Source organism: Halopseudomonas salina, from assembly GCF_008641105.1.
In genome coordinates this window covers 32,782-50,537 of record NZ_VTTI01000001.1, presented here as the reverse complement: position 1 = coordinate 50,537, position 17,756 = coordinate 32,782, and the positions used below count along the sequence as shown (strand labels likewise).

Genomic DNA, 17,756 nt, shown 5'->3' with positions numbered 1-17,756 from the left:
ATCTCCTCACAGCACGTCGAGGGGGATTTTCAGATAGCGGATGCCGTTATCTTCGGCGGGTGGCAACTGGCCCGCTCGCATGTTGATCTGCACTGACGGCAAAATCAGCGTCGGCATACCCAATGTGGCATCACGGTCGCTGCGCATGGTAACGAAATCTGATTCCTGGATTCCCTCATGAACGTGCACGTTATGCGCGCGCTCTTCGGCCACCGTGGTCTCGTAGCGAAAGTCATCCCGGCCAGGAGCCTTGTAGTCGTGGCACATGAACAACCGCGTCTCATCGGGTAGCGCAAACAGCTTGCGAATCGACTGGAACAGCACTCGCGCATCACCGCCCGGGAAGTCGCAGCGAGCGGTGCCATAGTCAGGCATGAACAGAGTGTCGCCGACAAAACCGGCGTCGCCGATCAGGTAGGTCATACAGGCCGGCGTATGGCCAGGGGTATGGATGGCGCGGGCTTCGATGTTACCTATCTGAAAGGTATCGCCGTCCTTGAACAGGTGATCAAACTGGCGCCCATCGGTGGCGAACTCGGTGCCGGCATTGAATAGCTTGCCGAAGGTATCCTGCACGACAGTGATGTTTTCGCCGATCGCCAGTTGCCCGCCCACTTCACGCTTCAAATAGGGCGCAGCAGAGAGATGGTCGGCGTGCACATGGGTCTCCAGCAGCCAATCGACTTGAAGGCCCTGCTCGCCCACATGGGCGATCAGGCGATCTGCACTGTTGTGGGAGGTTCTGCCAGATGCTGGATCGTAGTCGAGTACGGAGTCAACGATAGCGCAGCGTTTAGTGGCAGGGTCACTCACAACATAGCTGTAGGTGAAGGTCGCCTGGTCGAAGAAAGCTTCTACAAGAGGTTGCATGATCACACTCCATTACTGGGCTTGAAATACTCAATTAAGATAAATCATAACTGTTTAATAGTTATAACGTTATATCGATTAAGAATAAGTAAGCCAGTGCTTGTATGGGTGGACCATAAGGCCGGGGTTGGCTGCCCGGCCCTTCATTGGTTACTCAGTCTGATCCGTCGGCATGGTCCAACCTCCCCCCAACGCGCGAAACAGCTCCACTTCACTGGTCAACTGATTCAGCCGATCGGTGATCAGTTGCTGGCGAGCAGTGAAGAGCTGGCGCTGGGCGTCGAGCAAGGTCAGGTAACTGTCCACGCCGCTGCGGTAACGACGCTCGGCGATCTGGAAATAGTCTTCGCTGGCGCTGAGCAGACGCTGTTGCGCGGCGACCTGATCCACGTAGGTCTCCCGTGCGGCAAGGCCATCGGCGACTTCGCTGAAAGCCACCTGGATCGACTTTTCGTATTCGGCTACACGCACATCACGAATGACCTCTGCGTAGTTCAGGTTCGCCTGCAGGCGCCCAGCGTTGAAGATCGGCAGGCTGATGCTCGGCGAGAAATTCCAGTACTCCGAGCCGCTGTCGAACAGGCCAGACAGCTGGTTGCTGGCGCTGCCGGCGTTGGCTGTCAGGCTGATGCTGGGGAAGAACGCCGCCCGTGCCGCGCCGATATTGGCGTTGGCTTCGCGCAGCGCATACTCGGCCTGCAGAATATCCGGGCGCTGCAACAGCACCTCCGAGGACAAGCCCGCCGGTAACTCGGCGAGCAGGTCGGTCCCTAGCTCCGGTTTTGCGCCGGGTAAAGCCGGCGCCTGCTGGCCCAGCAGCAGGGTCAGGGCGTTGCGGTCTTCAGCAACCAGTCGCCTGTATGCGGCCAGACTGCTGCGAGCCGTTTCCACCGCTGTGCGGGCCTGGGTCAGCTCCAGCGTCGAGGCGATCCCTACATCGAAGCTGCGCTGGGTCAGTCGCAGACTGTCTTCATAGGTCTGCAAGGTCTCCTGTGTAGCTTGAAGCAGCGCCTGATCAGCCTGCCAGCGCAGGTAGGTATTGGCTACGCTGGCGATCAGGCTGACCTGCACGCTGCGTTCCGCGGCTTCCGTGGCCAGATACTCTTCCAGCGCTTGTTGCTGCAGGCTGTCCACGCGGCCGAACAGGTCGACCTCCCAGGCAACGCCCAGGGTGGCGCTGTACTGGCTGTTGATCCCGCTTTGCGTACTGCCATTGAGGCCGGCGGGTGTACGCGCACGACTACCGCTGCCGTCCGCGCTGAGGGTGGGCAAGCGGTCAGCCCGTTGAATCCGGTAGAGCTCGCGGGTGGCTGCTACATTGAGGGCTGCCACGCGAAGATCCCGGTTGTTTTCCAGTGCAGCTGCTATCAGTTCGCGTAACTCTGGATCGCGGAAGAAGCTTTGCCACGCCGGTGGCGTGACGCTGGATTCAGCAGAGGTAGCCTCGTAGGCCTCGCCTCTCGGCCAGCCGTCGGCTACCGGCGAGGCCGGGCGCTCATACTCCGGGATCATTGAGCAGCCAGTCAGCGCCAGAATCAGGCTGATGCCCATCATGTTCCTGGTAATCATGCTGCGCTTCATGGGGTGATCTCCCTGGTGGTCGGATCGGAGTCGTCGGTCTTGACTTTCTTGCCTGCGAATAGCGATGAAACCATCACGAAGAACAGGGGCACCCAGAAAATTGCCAACACCGTGGCGGTGATCATCCCGCCGATCACACCGGTCCCGATGGCGTGTGAGCTGCCAGCGCCAGCCCCACTGGCCAGCGCCAGGGGCACCACGCCAAGGGTGAAGGCCAGGGAGGTCATGATGATCGGCCGCAGGCGCATGCGGCAGGCTTCCACTGCAGCGTCGAACAGACTCATACCCTGCTCGTGCAGATCCTTGGCGAACTCGACAATCAGAATGGCGTTTTTTGCGGTGAGTCCCACGGTGGTCAGAAGGCCGACCTGGAAGAACACATCGTTGGTCAGCCCGCGGCCCAGGGTCGCCATCAGCGCACCGATCACACCCAGGGGGACCACCAACATGACTACTAGAGGTATCGACCAGCTTTCATACAGTGCTGCCAGACAGAGAAAAACCACGAGCAGGGACAGCGCATAGAGCATGGGCGCCTGGTCCCCGGAAATGCGTTCTTCATAGGACAGTCCGGTCCAGGCTACGCCGATGCCCTGGGGCAGCTTCTGGGCGATTTCCTCTATCGCGGCCATGGCGTCGCCAGTGCTGTAGCCGGGCGCGGCTTCACCCATGATTTCCATCGCTGCCACACCGTTGTATCGCGACAGCTTGGGCGAGCCGTAGATCCACTCACCACTGGCGATGGCATCGAAGGGCACCATCTCGCCGCTGCTGTTACGTACGAACCACTTGCCCAGATCCTCCGGGCTCATGCGTGCGCTGGCTTCGCCCTGCATATAAACGCGCTTGACCCGGCCGCGGTCGATAAAGTCATTGACGTAGCTGGAGCCCCAGGCAATCGACTGAGTGCTGTTCACTTCGCTCAGCGATACCCCGAGTACACGGGCCTTTTCGTCGTCCACGGTCAACTGGTATTGCGGCTCATCGTCCAGCCCGTTGGGGCGCACGGCCATCAGCGCGGGATGTTGCGCTGCCATGCCGAGCAATTGATTACGCGCTTGCATCAAGGTGTCGTGACCAACGCCGGCGTTGTCCTGCAGGAACAGGTTGAAGCCGGTCGCGTTGCCCAGCTCCATCACCGCAGGCGGTGCAAAAGCAAAGACCATCGCGTCGCGGTAGGTGTCGAACTTCGCCTGGGCCCGTTCGGCCAAGGCAAATACACTCTGCTGGGGTTCAGTGCGCTCGTCCCAGGGCTTAAGGCCAATAAAGGCCATGCCCGAGTTTTGTCCGCGGCCAGCAAAGTTGAAGCCGGTCACGGTAAACACCGAGTTCACCACATCACTTTCTTCTTCCAGCAGGTAATCGCGCATCTGGTCTACGGTCTGTTGGGTGCGTTCTGCGGTAGAGCCCGCTGGTGTCTGCACCTGGGCGAAGAGTACCCCCTGGTCTTCGTCCGGCAAAAAGGCCGAAGGTACACGGGTAAAGAGCACCGCCATGACCGCGGCTATGACTACATAGAGCAGCAGGTAAGGGGTCTTGCGCCGCAGCATGCTGGCCACGCCGCGCTCGTATCGGCCTACGCCGCGGTCAAAGGTCCGGTTGAACCAACCAAAGAACCCGCGCTTTTCATGCTGACCGCCCTTGGGGATCGGTTTGAGCATGGTGGCGCACAGCGCCGGAGTGAATATCAGCGCCACCAGTACCGAGAGCGTCATCGCTGACGCAATCGTGATTGCGAACTGACGGTAAATGACACCGGTTGAGCCGCCGAAAAAGGCCATTGGAATGAATACAGCTGAAAGCACCAGGCCGATACCAACCAGCGCACCCTGGATCTGGTCCATGGATTTGCGTGTGGCTTCGACCGGAGAGAGTCCTTCTTCTGCCATCACCCGTTCGACGTTCTCCACCACCACGATGGCGTCATCCACCAGCAGGCCGATAGCCAGCACCATCGCGAACATGGTCAGAATATTGATGGTGAAGCCGAATAGGGAAAGCACGCCAAAGGTACCCAGAATGACCACTGGAACGGCCAGGGTAGGAATCAAGGTGGCGCGGAAGTTCTGCAGAAACAGATACATCACCAGGAACACCAGCACCACAGCTTCCAGCAAGGTATGCACCACGCCGGTAATGGAAGCGGAGACCACCGGTGCGGTTTCGTACGGGTATTCAATCTCCAGCCCGGGCGGGAAGAAGGGCTCAAGGTCGGAAATGGTTTGCTTGACTGCGGTAGCGGTATCCAGCGCATTGGCCCCGGTGGCCAGCTTGATCGCCAGCCCGGAGGCCGGCAACCCGTTGTACTGCGCAGAAACGTTCGCGTTTTGCGCACCCAGCTCAACGCGGGCAACATCTTTCAGTCGAACCTGGGAGCCGTCCGGGTTGGCCCGGAGCAGTATCTCGCGGAACTGCTCCGGACTCTGAAGACGGGTCTTGCCGACAATGGTGGCGCTGAGTTGTTGGCCTGGTACGGCGGGCAAGCCACCGAACTGACCGGAGGAGATCTGCACATTCTGGGCCTGAATTGCAGCGCTGACATCGGTAGGGGTCAGCTTGAAGTTGTTGAGCTTTGCCGGGTCCAGCCAGATGCGCATCGCATAGGGCGCGCCGAACACCTGAAAGTCGCCAACACCTTCGGTCCGGGAGATCGGATCCTGCAGGTTTGAAATAATGTAGTCGGCCAGGTCGTCGCGGTTCATGCTGCCGTCGGTTGAGACCACGCCAATGACCATCAGGAAGTTACTCACTGATTTGGTCACCCGAATCCCCTGTTGCTGTACTTCCTGGGGTAGCAGGGGGGTGGCCAGTTGCAGCTTGTTCTGAACCTGTACCTGAGCGATGTCCGGGTCAACGCCCTGGTCAAATGTTACGGTTATTTCCATGCTGCCGTCGGAGTTGCTGTCCGAGCGGATATAGCGCAGGCCATCAATGCCATTAAGCTGCTGTTCGATTACCTGCACCACGGTGTCCTGCACAGTTTGCGCGGAAGCGCCGGGGTAACTGACCGAGATGCCGACCGCGGGCGGGGCGATACTCGGGTATTGGTTCACGGGAAGGCTCAGCACCGAGAGCCCCCCGGCCAGCATGATCACCAGGGCAATGACCCAGGCGAAGATAGGGCGGTCAATAAAAAAGCGTGGCATGGATTTATCCTTCCTGTCTGGCAGTGGAAACAGGTTCGGCAACGTTGCCAGCTGGCACAGCCTTGACCTTGACGCCTGGCTGAACAAACTGCAGACCCTCGGTGATCAGCCGGTCACCGTCATTGAGTCCATCACTGATCAACCAGCGATTTCCTACAGTGCGTTCGGTACGAACTTCTCGCAGTTCGACGATGTCGTCGGCATTAACCACCAGCGCAGTGGCTTGCCCGCGAGGGGTGCGGGTAATGCCTTGTTGAGGCGCCAGAATGGCCTCGGATCGGGTGCCGGCCACGAGTTGTGCGTGTACAAACATGCCTGGCAGCAGCATATTGTCAGGGTTGGGAAAGATGGCCCGCAGGGTCACTGAACCTGTCCCGGCGTCCACCGATACCTCAGAGAACTCCAGCGTGCCCTGGTGCGGATAGGCGCTACCATCCTCCAGTTGCAAGGTAACCTGGGCGGCATTGTCCCCAACCTTCTGCAGGCGGCCTTCTTCCAGATCACGACGTAGTGCCAGCAGGTCGCGGGCCGGCTGGGTTACATCCACGTAGATCGGATCGAGTTGCTGGATAGTTGCCATTGCGGCTTCCTGGCCATTGGTAACCAGTGCACCCTCGCTGACGGCTGAACGACCGATACGGCCATCGATTGGCGCTCTGACCTGGGTGTAGCGCAGGTCGATCTGCGCGCGCTCCAGAGCAGCCTGGGTTTGCAGGCTGGTCGCACGAGCTTCGTCATAGGCCTGACGGCTCACGGCCTGATCCTCGATCAGTTGCTCATAGCGATCACTTAAAGATGTGCTCGACAGGTGCGAAGCTTTTGCGCTGTTGAGGGCTGACTGATACACCGAGTCGTCTATCTGATACAGCTGCTCGCCAGCCTTGACCTCACTACCTTCGTTGAACAGCCGCTTTTCGATCAGCCCATTCACCTGCGGCCTTACTTCGGCAATGCGAAAGGGTGCGGTACGCCCTGGCAGATCGGTTGTCAGTTCAAAGGGTTCCGCGGCCAGGGTAACCACACCCACCTCAAGCACCTGCTGCACCTGAGCTTGGTCTGGAGCGACGCTGCTCTGTTTTTCACAGGCGCTTAGTAGCGTAAGCAACGCCAATAGGGAGGGTAGCGCGAAGCGCGCAGTATTCAGATGGGGCATGACAGGGTCCTCGCAGAGCGCAGTACTGGTTTCGTTGGTCATTGTGCGTGGGCGTCGGGAGCGCAGATGACCGGGTTGGCGAACAATATACTTACATTCATGAATGTTTGTAAACAGAGATAACATTAGTTAACATAAGCAGCATTCGCGGACCTGCCCGGTCAGGCCGCACGATTCATGAAACCGATTGGATGAAATGGCGGATGGTCAGGCGAACAAAAGAGGAAGCGCAGGAAACCCGTAGTGACATTCTTGCTGCAGCGGAGCTGTGCTTTTACCGCAAGGGTATTTCCCGTACCTCACTGTCGGAAATTGCCACCGCTGCGGGCGTGACCCGGGGCGCTATTTACTGGCACTTTCAGGATAAGTCCGAGCTGGTGGGCGCCTTGCTCGAGCGGGTACATATGCCACTCCAGCCCCTCAGTGAAGCCAGTCGCGATCCCCATGAACCAGACCCGCTTGGTCGCCTCCGTGAGTTGCTCATAAAGATGTTTCAGCGCGCCGGGAGTGACCCGGAGGTACGTCGAGTCGGCGAGATCATGTTTCACAAATGTGAATACACCGAAGATCTGGGCAACATGCGCCAATGGATGCAGGATTTTCGCCGGGAATACGACCACAACATCGAGCTCAGTTTGCGCAATGCGGTAACCAGGGGGCAGTTGCCTGACGATCTGGATCTGCCGGTTGCCAGTCGGTGTGTGCACGCATTTATCACCGGCATGCTGGATCAGTGCCTGCTGGTGCCCGAAGGGCTGGATCTGTATGCCAAGGCAGAAACCCTGGCTGACAGTATTCTGGATATGTTGCGTCTGAGTCCTGCCCTGCGCATGACATGAATCGCAACTTCTCCCTGCACAATACTGTCAACTGAGCTCAAGCACGCAGTGCTATTGGCGGATATACTGCCGGGCGTGCAGGCGCCCCAACTGCATTCGCCGCTTATTATTCAGGCTCTCTGGTAAGGAATGTCCGTGACTGCTTCTTTGAAGAACAAACTCCGTCGAGGTATCTCACCGGTGGCGCTAGCCATCCTGATGGCGGTAGCGCTGGTCATATGGCTGTTGCTGGGTGATACCCGGAGCGCCAAGGACACCGCCCCGCCGCCGGAGGAGCAGGCAGAGGAGCAAATGCATGAAGTGGAAACCCGTTGGTCCCAGGCCCAGCCGCTGACCCGTGAACAGGTGCTCCAGGGCCAGTTACTGCCCTGGCAGCAGGTGCAGGTCATGGCGCAGGTATCCGGTCGGGTCGCAAAGCTGCTCAAGCAGCAGGGTGATATTATCTCGGCTGGCGAGCCACTGCTGGAGCTGTCCGACGAGGGGCGTAGCCAGCAACTGACCCAGGCCCGAGCCATCTATCGCCTGCGCCAGAAAGAGCTCGATGGCGCACGCAAACTGCGCGCGTCCAATTACGTCACCGAAAATGAAATCATCCGTCTTGAGGGCGAGGTGGCGCGCGCCCAGGCTGATCTGAGTGCGGCGCAACTGGCGGTGGAATACAACTCACCGGTTGCACCCTTTGATGGGGTGGTCGACCGCCATCATGTGGAGATAGGCGAGCTGGTGCAGCCAGGCGCCGAGCTGATGTCGCTGGTGAACGTTTCCCGCCTGAAAGCGACCGCGCAGATTCCGCAGCAGGATGCGGGCCGCGTAGCGGAAGGCCAGGCAGTGAAACTGCGCCTGCTCGACGGCCGGGAACTGGAGGGTGAAGTGCGCTTTATCAGTCTGGCTGCCGATCCGCAGACCCGCAGTTTCTACGTGGAAGCAGAGTTGGCCAACCCCGAGCTCTGGCGTGTGGCAGGTGGCAGCGCCACGCTGCGGATCCAGTTGCCGGAGGTGATGGCTCATCAGTTTTCGCCAGCGCTGCTGCGTCTTGGCCCGGATGGCAATCTGGGTGTGCATGCTGTGGATGAAGATGGACGCGTCATCAACTACCCGGTCCGGGTCGTGGCTATCACCAACGAAGGTGCGACGGTGGAAGGCTTGCCGGAGAGACTCCAGGTTATTACCCAGGGCGCGGGATTCGTTGATCCTGGACAACAGGTGCGCACCGAGGTGGTACCCGAGGACGAGACAGCTGATGCGAAGGCCAGTAACGAATTTCAGCCCGGGGCTGCGCAAAGCGGACCTCTGCCGGGCCAGGGAGCCGCTGAATGAGTGCGATGATCCACGCTGCGATAGACCGCAGCCGGGCGGTCATCACCTTGCTGATCTTTCTGTTTATCGGTGGCCTGGTCGCCTATAACGCGATTCCCAAGGAAGCCAACCCCGACGTCACCATTCCGATGATGTACGTCTCGATGACCCTGGATGGTATCAGCCCGGAAGACGCCGAACGATTGCTGGTCCGCCCCATGGAGCACGAGCTGCGGTCACTCGAAGGCATAAAGAAGATGACCTCGGTATCCAGCGAAGGCCATGCCTCGGTCATGCTCGAGTTCGATGCCGGCTTTGATGCAGACAAGGCTCTGACCGACGTGCGCGAGAAGGTTGACGCCGGTCGTAGCAAACTTCCCAGCGAAGCGGATGAGCCCACCGTCAACGAGATCAACGTCGCCCTGTTCCCGGTGATGTCGATCGGTCTGGCGGGCCCGATATCCCAGAGCGAACTGGTATTCATCGCCCGGCAGCTGCAGGAAAATATCGAGGCGATACCGGAAGTGCTGGAAGTCGAAATCGGCGGTGATCGTGAGGACCTGCTGGAAATCGTCGTCGACCCCCAAGCCCTGGAGACCTACGGCCTGGATTATACGGAACTGTTCAATCTGGTCTCCAACAACAACCGCCTGGTTGCAGCAGGGAGCCTGGATACCGGCGAGGGACGCATGTCCATCAAGGTGCCTGGCGTGATTGAAAATCTCGATGATGTGCTGAATATGCCGGTTAAAGTAGACGGCGATACCGTCGTTACCTTTGCCGATGTGGCCACCATCAACCGCGGTTTCAAGGATCCGATGGGGTTTGCCCGGATCAACGGCCAGCCCGCCATGGTGCTGGAAGTGAAAAAACGCGCTGGCGCCAACATCATCTCGACCACCGAGCAGACCCGGGCGCTGATCGAGCAAGCCAGTGAGTACTTCCCCGAAGGCCTGGAAGTGCACTACATCATGGATGAGTCCGACCAGGTCGAAACCATGTTGTCGGATCTGCTCAATAACGTACTGACGGCCGTGGTGCTGGTGTTGATTCTGATTGTCGCCACCATGGGTCTGCGCTCGGCGTTGCTGGTGGGTATCACCATTCCAGGCGCCTTTCTGGCTGCGATTCTGGTGCTTTACCTGATCGGTTTCACCATGAATATCATTGTGCTGTTTGCACTGATTCTGGTGGCCGGCATGCTGGTGGACGGTGCGATTGTGGTCAGCGAGTTGGCTGATCGGAATATCTCCGAGGGGCAGCCGCCGAAAGAGGCCTGGGGTAACGCTGCAGAACGTATGGCCTGGCCCATAATTGCGTCTACCGCGACGACCATTGCGGTGTTCGGGCCGTTGCTGTTCTGGCCAGGTGTGGTCGGCCAGTTCATGAGTTATTTGCCGGCCACGGTGATCATCGCACTGCTGGCCTCGTTGGTCATGGCGCTCATATTTCTGCCGGTACTGGGTTCACTCAAGCGCCACCAGCCTGCCGTTCCGGCAGAGGGGGGCAGCCGCACGGGAAGAGCCTACGGCCGATTGCTGAAAAAATTGTTGCTGCGTCCAGGCCTGACCTTTGGCGGCATGTTGCTCGTCATGATGGTGATCTTTATTACCTATGCCAACTTCAACCACGGCGTGGAATTCTTTCCCGAGGTCGAGCCGGAGTCGGCTCAGGTGCTGGTGCGCGCTCGGGGCGACCTGTCTATTCATGAACGCGATGATCTGCTGCAACAGGTAGAGCAGCGTTTGCTCGGACTTTCCGAGGTCAAGGCGCTGTACGCGCGCTCCCTGGTTTCTGCCAGCAACGAGCTGCCACCTGATGTGGTCGGCACTATCCAGTTCCAGTTCATTGACTGGGACGAGAGACGCCGCGCCAATGCCATTCTGGATGATATGCGCGACCTGACGGCGGACATCCCCGGGATCATTCTGGATTTTCGCAAGCAGGAGAACGGCCCTGCGGCGGGCAAACCGATCGAGCTCCAGGTCACTGGAGAAGACCAGGACGCGATTGATAAGGCCGTTGAGCTCATGGTGAAGGAAATGAACCGGCTGGGCGGCTTTGTAGATATCGAAGATGACCGCAGTCTGCCGGGTATCGAATGGCGAGTGAACGTTGATCGCGCCGCCGCAGCCCGGTTTGGTGCCGACGTGATGACCGTGGGCAATGCCGTGCAAATGGTTACCAACGGATTATTGCTGGCGAAATTCCGGCCGGAGTATGCCAGTGATGAGGTCGACATACGCGTGCGTTTTCCCGAGAGCTGGCGTTCGGTGGAGGAGCTTACGCGTCTCACCGTCCAGACGCCCAGAGGGCAGGTGCCCATCGGCAACTTTGTCACCGTCGAGCCTGCACCCAAGACGAGCGTGATCAACCGTATCGATGGTAATCGTGCGGTGACCATCAAATCCGATCTGACCGGCGACGCCCAGGTCGGCGAGCGCCTCAACGCACTGCTCAACAGCGATCTGGACCTGCCACCAGGGGTGCAGGTCAATACCGCTGGCGAAGGCGCAGACCAGCAGGAAGCTGCCAGCTTTTTGGGTACTGCCTTTGTGGTGGCGATTTTCCTGATGCTGTTGATCCTGCTGGTGCAGTTCAACAGCTGGTACCAGGCCATGCTGGTCATGTCGGCGATCGTGTTTTCCACAGCCGGCGTATTGATGGGCCTGCTGGTCAACAGTCAGCCATTCGGCATTGTCATGGTGGGGATGGGCATCATCGGCTTGTCGGGCATCGTGGTGAACAACAACATCGTACTGATCGACACCTACAACCAGATCCGCGCAGACGGCGCCTCGGCTGTCGATGCCGCCTGGGAGACCGGTTGCCTGAGGTTGCGCCCGGTGTTGCTCACCTCCATCACCACGGTATTGGGCCTGATGCCCATGGTGCTGGCCGTCAACGTCAACCTGCTGGAACCCAGCCTGGGCTTTGGCGCGCCCTCCACCCAATGGTGGACCCAGCTCTCCAGCGCGATTGCCGGCGGTCTTACCGTCGCGACCGTACTGACACTGTTCATTACCCCCTGCATGCTGGTGCTGGGGGATAACGCCCGCAGTTGGTTAGCTGCCCGCCGGGCCTCGAAGACACAGGATCAGGTCAACTCCCATGTTTGAGATCCAACATCTCGACCCGCAGCGCTATCGTCAGCAGACGCGCAAGAGCACGCTGGTTATAGTGGTGATTTTTGCCGTTTTGGCGATGTCATTGTCAGCGCTTGCAGTCGCTCTGTTTGGTAGCACGGAGGGCAGTAATTTTCGCTGGAATCTGGGTGGTGTGCTGCTGGGTGTGGCCCTCACCATAGTGCTGGTGCGCTACGTTTTCTGGCATCAGAGCTGGATGCAGCCTGCGGTATATGGCTGGCAGCTCAAGCGCAGCTTGATGAGCGTTACCAACGTGATGCATCAGGTGGAAGCGGGCGTGCAGGCAGGCTTGCCAGAGGCCATGAAGCTGCTCCGGTTCTATCACTTGGGTCAGGTGGAAATGCATCGGCTCGATGGCCACCCACAGGCAGCGGATGAGCTCAGTGGGCCGTTGGAAAAGCATCGTCAGGCGATGCTTGAGACGGGCCTTTCGATCGACCAGTACCGGTTGGATCCCGCATGGCTGGCCAGCCTCCAGCAGCGCAAGCCTGATACTTCGGCTTGAGCTGCCGGGGCGCTAGCAGTTACCCGCTTGCGCCTTGCTCAGTAGCGTTCCAGCCAATGCGCGTAAGGTGCCGGCAGGGTCCATGAAGGCTTGTCGATTTTCAGCTCTCGTGCGGCCAGATAGGTCCAGTGCGGGTTGGCCAGATGGGCCTTGCCGACCATCACCAGATCCAGTTGACCATCGCTTACTGCCTTTTCCGCAATATGCGGCTCGCCAAAGCCCCAGGCGGAAGACACCGGCACACCTGCCTCGTCACGCACGCGCTGGGCAATCGGCCCCATGAAACCGGGCGCCCAGGGAATATTTGCGGTGGGGGTGTCGAAGCCCATGCTGACACTCATCATGTCCATGCCGGCGGCCTTGAACTGACGCGTCAGCTCGATGGATTCGTTCAGCGTCTGCTCGTCGCGCCCATCAAACTCGATCACACCAAAACGAATGGTCAGCGGCAGGTTCTGTGGCCAGACCTCGCGTACGGCGGCCAGGGTTTCCAGCAGAAAACGGCTACGGTTCTCGAAGCTGCCGCCATAGGCATCGGTGCGCTGATTGGCATGCTCGGAGAAAAAGCTCTGGGCCAGATAGCCGTGGGCGAAATGCAGCTCCAGCCATTCAAATCCCACGTCCAGGGCACGCTTTGCGGCGGCAACGAAGTCAGCCTTTACCCGGGCAATATCGTCCAGGGTCATTGCATCGGGCACCTTGGGCAGGTGGGCGCCAAAGGGAATAGCGGACGGGCCAATGGTCTGCCAGCCGCGTGCGTCATCGTTGCCGATGTGGTCGTCACCTTCCCAGGGGCGGTTGGCACTGGCCTTGCGGCCGGCATGGGCAATCTGGATGCCCGCAACAGCGCCGTGGGCCTTGATGCTGCGCACTACCGGAATGAATGCCTCGGCCAGCTGATCGTTCCAGATGCCGGCGCAGCCGGGGGTAATACGACCTTCCGGCGATACTGCTGTGGCTTCGACGATCACCAGACCAGCGCCGCCGCGGGCCATGCCCGTGTAGTTGGCCATGTGCCAGTCGTTGATCAGACCGTCGGTGGCCGAGTATTGGCACATGGGCGGAACCGCGATGCGGTTGCGCAGGGTGACGTCTTTCAGGCTGAAGGGTTGAAACAGTGCAGACATGGGAGCTTCCGTGAAGTGATAGTGAATGATGGCTTGGTTCAGTTGTTCGATAATATTCGAACTATGGATCATAAGTAAAGCCGAGTGTATGATTCAGCCCATGCGACCTTTTAAACATCCCCCCGTCAGTGACTTCAATCTTGAGCGCGTGCTCTACGCCTTGAGTGACCCCGTGCGCCTGGAAGTCGTTCAGCGCCTGGCGGAGGTGGACGAGGCCAGTTGCGGGGAGCTTGACGGTGGCCGGCCCAAATCCAGTATGTCCCACCACTTCCGGGTGCTGCGCGACGCCGGTCTGGTCTGCACCAAGAGCGTCGGCACCACGCATATGAACTCACTTCGCCGCGCCGAACTGGATGAGCGTTTTCCAGGTTTGCTTGCCGCCATACTGGCGCAGCATGTCCAGGGTGAGCGGAGCCCAGCGGCCGCTGCGATCTGACAATGGCGGCTTTATTCTGCGTTCTTGCCTGTATCGCGTATGCTGAACGGCGGTTCCTGCATGGGATTGCTGCTTAAGTGCCACCTATAGGGAGATGGCGTATGCAAGGGTTAACCAGAACGTTCTGGCTGTTATTGCTGCTTTTCGCGGTCAGCGGCTGCAGTACCAGTCAGGCCAGTGCGAACGATAAATGGGTTGGCCATACCGAAACCGGCCAGGCGTCCTACTACGCGGACAGGTACCTTGCCAGGCCGACCGCCAGTGGCGAGCTTTATCAGGCCGGAGAGAATACAGCCGCGCACAGGACTCTGCCTTTTGGTTCGATGGTTCGCGTAACCAATCTCAAGAATGGCAAGAGTGTCGTGGTGCGAATAAATGACCGCGGCCCCTTCGTCAGAGGCCGGATCATAGACTTGTCCCGTGCGGCCTTCGAAAGCATAGGGCGCGCCTCGGAGGGTTTGTTGCGCGTGGAGATAGAAGTTATCCGCTAGCTTGATCTGATTCCTTTTGCGTTGTTGAGAGAATAGATTAAAAGAATACAAATCTATTTTCTGCGCAGAAGTTTTCCTCTTCGATGATCTTATCCAGACAGCGAAACTGTGGCTTACCCCTGCGCATCAGTCCAACCGTTTCTGAAAGAAGTAGCGCTGATGTCCCGGAGGAAAATCGTCGATTTGTCCGAACCGGGTAAAACCGTGTTTCGGATAGAACTCGGGAGCCTGAAAATCGAAAGTGTCCAGCCAGATGCCGATGTAGCCTTTCTCCAGTGCCAGTTTTTCGGCCATCTCAAGCAACTTTGAGCCTGTACCCTGTACCCTGGCCCCTGGTTTGCTCTGGCACCGCCAACAATTCGATGAATAGCCAGCGATAGAAAATGTTGCCATACAGGCCGCCAAGGATGTCGTTGGTATCTTCGTCGCGGACCAGCAGGGCGACTGCTTCCGATTTGGGGTCACCTGCCTGCGCTATGTTGTAAGCGTTGAGAGGCTGAAGAATAGCTGTGCGTTCAGCGTCCCCCGGATTTAATGCGATTTCGATACGTGTGTTCATTGATTAGCCTGCTGGATAGTCTTATGTCGAAGTACAGGTTAGGTGTTTGATTGCCTGCTGCTATGCTTTTCTACTTTTGACCTGCTGAGCAAGCCCCAGCACAATCAGTTGTCCTGTCAGGGAGTCAATATGTTCGCACTCGAAGACATCACCCTTGAATCCTGGTCTGTCACCGGTTTGCGTACCCGCGTTGCTAGTGTCGGTCAGGGGCCGGTGGCGCTTTTCATTCATGGCTGGCCGGAATGCTGGTTTACCTGGCGAGAGCAGATGGTTGCCCTGGCCAATGCAGGGTACCGCGCCATCGCGCCGGACATGCCCGGATTCGGCGAGACCGATGGCCTCCCGGCAATTGCAGATTACAACGTGGTGCGGATCTGCGAATTCATGGCCGATCTGGTGACGCAGGCCAGTGGAGCACAACCGGTGCTGCTGGTTGGTCATGACTGGGGAGCAATCAATTGCTGGCAATTCACGCTGCGCCACCCGGATCGGGTATCGCTGCTGGCGAACATGAGCGTCCCGCTGCACCCCATTGCTGATCGTCCGCCAATGACCCTTTTGCGCGAGCATTTTGGCGACGATTTCTTCTACCAGTTGTACTTCCAGAAACCGGGTGTGGCCGAGGCTGAGTTCGATGCCGATCCAGAGGGCATTTTGCGTGCGCTTTACTGTTCGCCGGATACGCCGCGCGATCCGCCCGTGCTTGGGCGGTCGATAACGGAGGGTGGTGGCTGGACAGGCCGGCTGGGCAAGCCGCGCGAGCAGCCGGAATGGCTTGCCGACGCAGCGCTGGCTTACTACGTTGATGCTTATCGCCGCAGTGGTTTTGCAGGTGGCATCAACTATTACCGCAACCTGGACGAGAATTGGCGGCTGATGCAGCCGTATCGCGATATGCAGATTACCTGTCCGGTGCTGTTTCTGGTCGGTAGTGCCGACAGCGTCATACGCGGTGCCAGTGAAGAACAGCTGAGAAAGCGAATGGCTCCGCGCATTCCTCAGTTGGACATTGTGATGCTGCCGGATATAGGACACTGGGTGCAGAGCGAAGCCTGCGCGCAGGTGAACGATGCTCTGGTGACCTTTGCCGGGTCATCGAGCGACCGGGCTTGATCCGAGTCGCTCCCTCAATAGAGCGACGCATGTTTCGATTTCATGTTCGCTGGCGCTGGCAAAGCCCATGACCAGGCCGGTTCTATTCCCCTCGCCAAAGAAATGCGAGCTCAGCGGTGTACTGCCAAAACCTCTGGTTCTGAGCCAAAGGCTCAGTTCCTGATCGTCGAAGTCTCCTTCCAGCACCAGATGCATGCCGGCGCTTTCGGCCACCGGCGTTACCAGCCCGTCCAGCTCTGCGGCTACCCGTGCCTGAAAGTGCAGCCACTTGTCGCGGTACAACTGACGCATCCGGCGCACGTGGCGGGTGAACTGCCCGGTCTCCATGAACTCCGCAATGGTCGCCTGAATGAGTAGTGGGCTCTCTCCGCCATTAACCTGCTTGGCCTGCACAAAATGGTCAACCAGCGGTTCCGGTACAACCAGATAGCCCACGCGTAGGGCAGGCAGAAGGGTCTTGCTGAAACTGCCGACGTAGAGTACTGGCGCGTGGTCGAACATGCCCTGCATAGCGGCAAAGGGCTTGTTGTAGAAATGGAATTCGCTGTCGTAGTCGTCCTCGATAAGCCACGTCTGGTTTTGTTGCGCCCATCGCAATAACGCCATGCGCTGGGAAATGTCGAGAATGCCACCCATGGGATATTGATGTGTGGGGGTGCAGAACAGCAATCTGGCCGGCCCCAACGCGGGCAGCGCGTCGACGTCCAGCACCTGTCTTTTTAGCGGCACCGAGGTTACCGGGTTGCCACGGGAGGCGAGGGCGTATCTGGCACCGCGGTAGCCGGGATTCTCACTGAATACCCGGTCGCCGGGTTTCAGCAGCACATCCATAACCAGTGATAGTGCCTGTTGAGCGCCGTTGGTAATAATCACCTGATGCTCCTGACAACGCACGCCCCGGGCCGAGCGCAGGTACTCGGCAATGGCGTGGCGCAGCGGCAGGTAACCCTGGCTGCTGTCGTAACCGCGCAGCCTTTTGCGACTTTCCTGATGATGCAGGATGCGATTCCAACTGCGAATCGGAAAGGCATCCAGATCGGGTAAGCCAGGTTGAAAGGGCAGGCTGACATCTCCAGCTCTGTCGTACTTGCTGGCTTGCAGCTTCGGTATGGGAGGCAGCAATGCCACCCCATCGGGTTGCAGGACAGGCCGCCCGATGCGCTGGAGCGTGTCCGAGTGGATGCGCTGATGTACGAACAAACCCTTGCCGGGCTGGCTTTGCACAAAGCCCTCTGCTTTCAGCTGATCGTAAACTGCATTTACCGTATTGCGGCTGATGCCCATATCCAGCGCAAGTTGCCGGCTGGATGGCAGGCGGCTGCCCGCCGGATAGCGGCGGTCGATAATGCGCTCGGCAAGCTGTTGGTATAGCTGCTGCTGGAGTGGCTCTGGGCCGTCCAGGCGAATATCGTCAATCACGGCAACTGGTCCTGTTAGATTTCACAATCTGGATCTTTTGAGAGTATCAGATAAAGCCTTAAATGGAGCCCAGGA

General features: G+C 58.9%; 13 protein-coding genes and 1 pseudogene. 7 read left to right on the top strand and 7 right to left on the bottom strand.

Annotated features, from left to right (window positions below):
* Window positions 1–6: 6 nt before the first annotated feature.
* From FZF01_RS00235 to FZF01_RS00220, 4 genes are all read right to left on the bottom strand, one after another.
* Window positions 7–870, bottom strand: coding sequence for an MBL fold metallo-hydrolase (locus FZF01_RS00235; RefSeq protein ID WP_150276105.1), 864 nt, complete (start codon window positions 868–870; stop codon window positions 7–9).
* A 150-nt stretch (window positions 871–1,020) separates the two neighbouring features.
* Window positions 1,021–2,451 (bottom strand): efflux transporter outer membrane subunit, encoded by a 1,431-nt coding sequence (locus FZF01_RS00230; protein WP_150276104.1) that lies wholly within the window; start codon window positions 2,449–2,451, stop codon window positions 1,021–1,023.
* Window positions 2,448–5,597: an efflux RND transporter permease subunit gene (locus FZF01_RS00225; RefSeq protein WP_150276103.1), complete on the bottom strand. Its 3,150-nt coding sequence runs from the start codon at window positions 5,595–5,597 to the stop codon at window positions 2,448–2,450. The genes FZF01_RS00230 and FZF01_RS00225 overlap by 4 nt, the downstream gene beginning before the upstream one ends.
* 4 nt (window positions 5,598–5,601) lie before the next feature.
* A complete protein-coding gene (locus FZF01_RS00220) occupies window positions 5,602–6,750 on the bottom strand; it encodes an efflux RND transporter periplasmic adaptor subunit (RefSeq protein WP_150276102.1) in 1,149 nt (382 codons plus the stop codon).
* A 203-nt stretch (window positions 6,751–6,953) separates the two neighbouring features.
* Between FZF01_RS00220 and FZF01_RS00215 the strand changes: the two genes are divergently transcribed.
* The 4 genes from FZF01_RS00215 (at window position 6,954) to FZF01_RS00200 (ending at window position 12,536) form a co-directional block, all read left to right on the top strand.
* Complete coding sequence (locus FZF01_RS00215) at window positions 6,954–7,589, top strand: TetR family transcriptional regulator (RefSeq protein ID WP_150276101.1); 636 nt, start codon at window positions 6,954–6,956, stop codon at window positions 7,587–7,589.
* Between the two features lie 135 nt (window positions 7,590–7,724).
* Window positions 7,725–8,906, top strand: coding sequence for an efflux RND transporter periplasmic adaptor subunit (locus FZF01_RS00210; protein ID WP_223825330.1), 1,182 nt, complete (start codon window positions 7,725–7,727; stop codon window positions 8,904–8,906).
* On the top strand, window positions 8,903–12,004 hold the full coding sequence (locus FZF01_RS00205) for an efflux RND transporter permease subunit (RefSeq protein ID WP_150276099.1): 3,102 nt from the start codon (window positions 8,903–8,905) through the stop codon (window positions 12,002–12,004). The genes FZF01_RS00210 and FZF01_RS00205 overlap by 4 nt, the downstream gene beginning before the upstream one ends.
* Complete coding sequence (locus FZF01_RS00200) at window positions 11,997–12,536, top strand: DUF3087 family protein (protein ID WP_150276098.1); 540 nt, start codon at window positions 11,997–11,999, stop codon at window positions 12,534–12,536. Before FZF01_RS00205 ends, FZF01_RS00200 begins: the two co-directional genes overlap by 8 nt.
* Before the next feature lie 38 nt (window positions 12,537–12,574).
* On the opposite strand, the gene FZF01_RS00195 is transcribed toward FZF01_RS00200, so the two are convergent.
* Window positions 12,575–13,663, bottom strand: coding sequence for an NADH:flavin oxidoreductase/NADH oxidase (locus FZF01_RS00195; RefSeq protein WP_150276097.1), 1,089 nt, complete (start codon window positions 13,661–13,663; stop codon window positions 12,575–12,577).
* 100 nt (window positions 13,664–13,763) lie between these two features.
* On the opposite strand from FZF01_RS00195, the gene FZF01_RS00190 reads away from it, so the two are divergent.
* Both FZF01_RS00190 and FZF01_RS00185 read left to right on the top strand, forming a co-directional pair.
* Window positions 13,764–14,099: an ArsR/SmtB family transcription factor gene (locus tag FZF01_RS00190; protein WP_223825329.1), complete on the top strand. Its 336-nt coding sequence runs from the start codon at window positions 13,764–13,766 to the stop codon at window positions 14,097–14,099.
* 101 nt (window positions 14,100–14,200) lie between these two features.
* Window positions 14,201–14,590: a septal ring lytic transglycosylase RlpA family protein gene (locus FZF01_RS00185; RefSeq protein WP_150276095.1), complete on the top strand. Its 390-nt coding sequence runs from the start codon at window positions 14,201–14,203 to the stop codon at window positions 14,588–14,590.
* 126 nt (window positions 14,591–14,716) lie between these two features.
* Here the strand turns inward: FZF01_RS00185 and FZF01_RS00180 are convergent.
* Window positions 14,717–15,149 (bottom strand): annotated as a pseudogene (locus FZF01_RS00180) (GNAT family N-acetyltransferase).
* Between the two features lie 129 nt (window positions 15,150–15,278).
* Between FZF01_RS00180 and FZF01_RS00175 the strand changes: the two are divergent.
* Window positions 15,279–16,262: an alpha/beta fold hydrolase gene (locus tag FZF01_RS00175; protein WP_150276094.1), complete on the top strand. Its 984-nt coding sequence runs from the start codon at window positions 15,279–15,281 to the stop codon at window positions 16,260–16,262.
* Here the strand turns inward: FZF01_RS00175 and pdxR are convergent.
* Window positions 16,242–17,681: a MocR-like pyridoxine biosynthesis transcription factor PdxR gene (gene pdxR / locus FZF01_RS00170; protein ID WP_150276093.1), complete on the bottom strand. Its 1,440-nt coding sequence runs from the start codon at window positions 17,679–17,681 to the stop codon at window positions 16,242–16,244. The two genes, FZF01_RS00175 and pdxR, sit on opposite strands and share 21 nt — an antisense overlap.
* Window positions 17,682–17,756 lie beyond the last annotated feature (75 nt).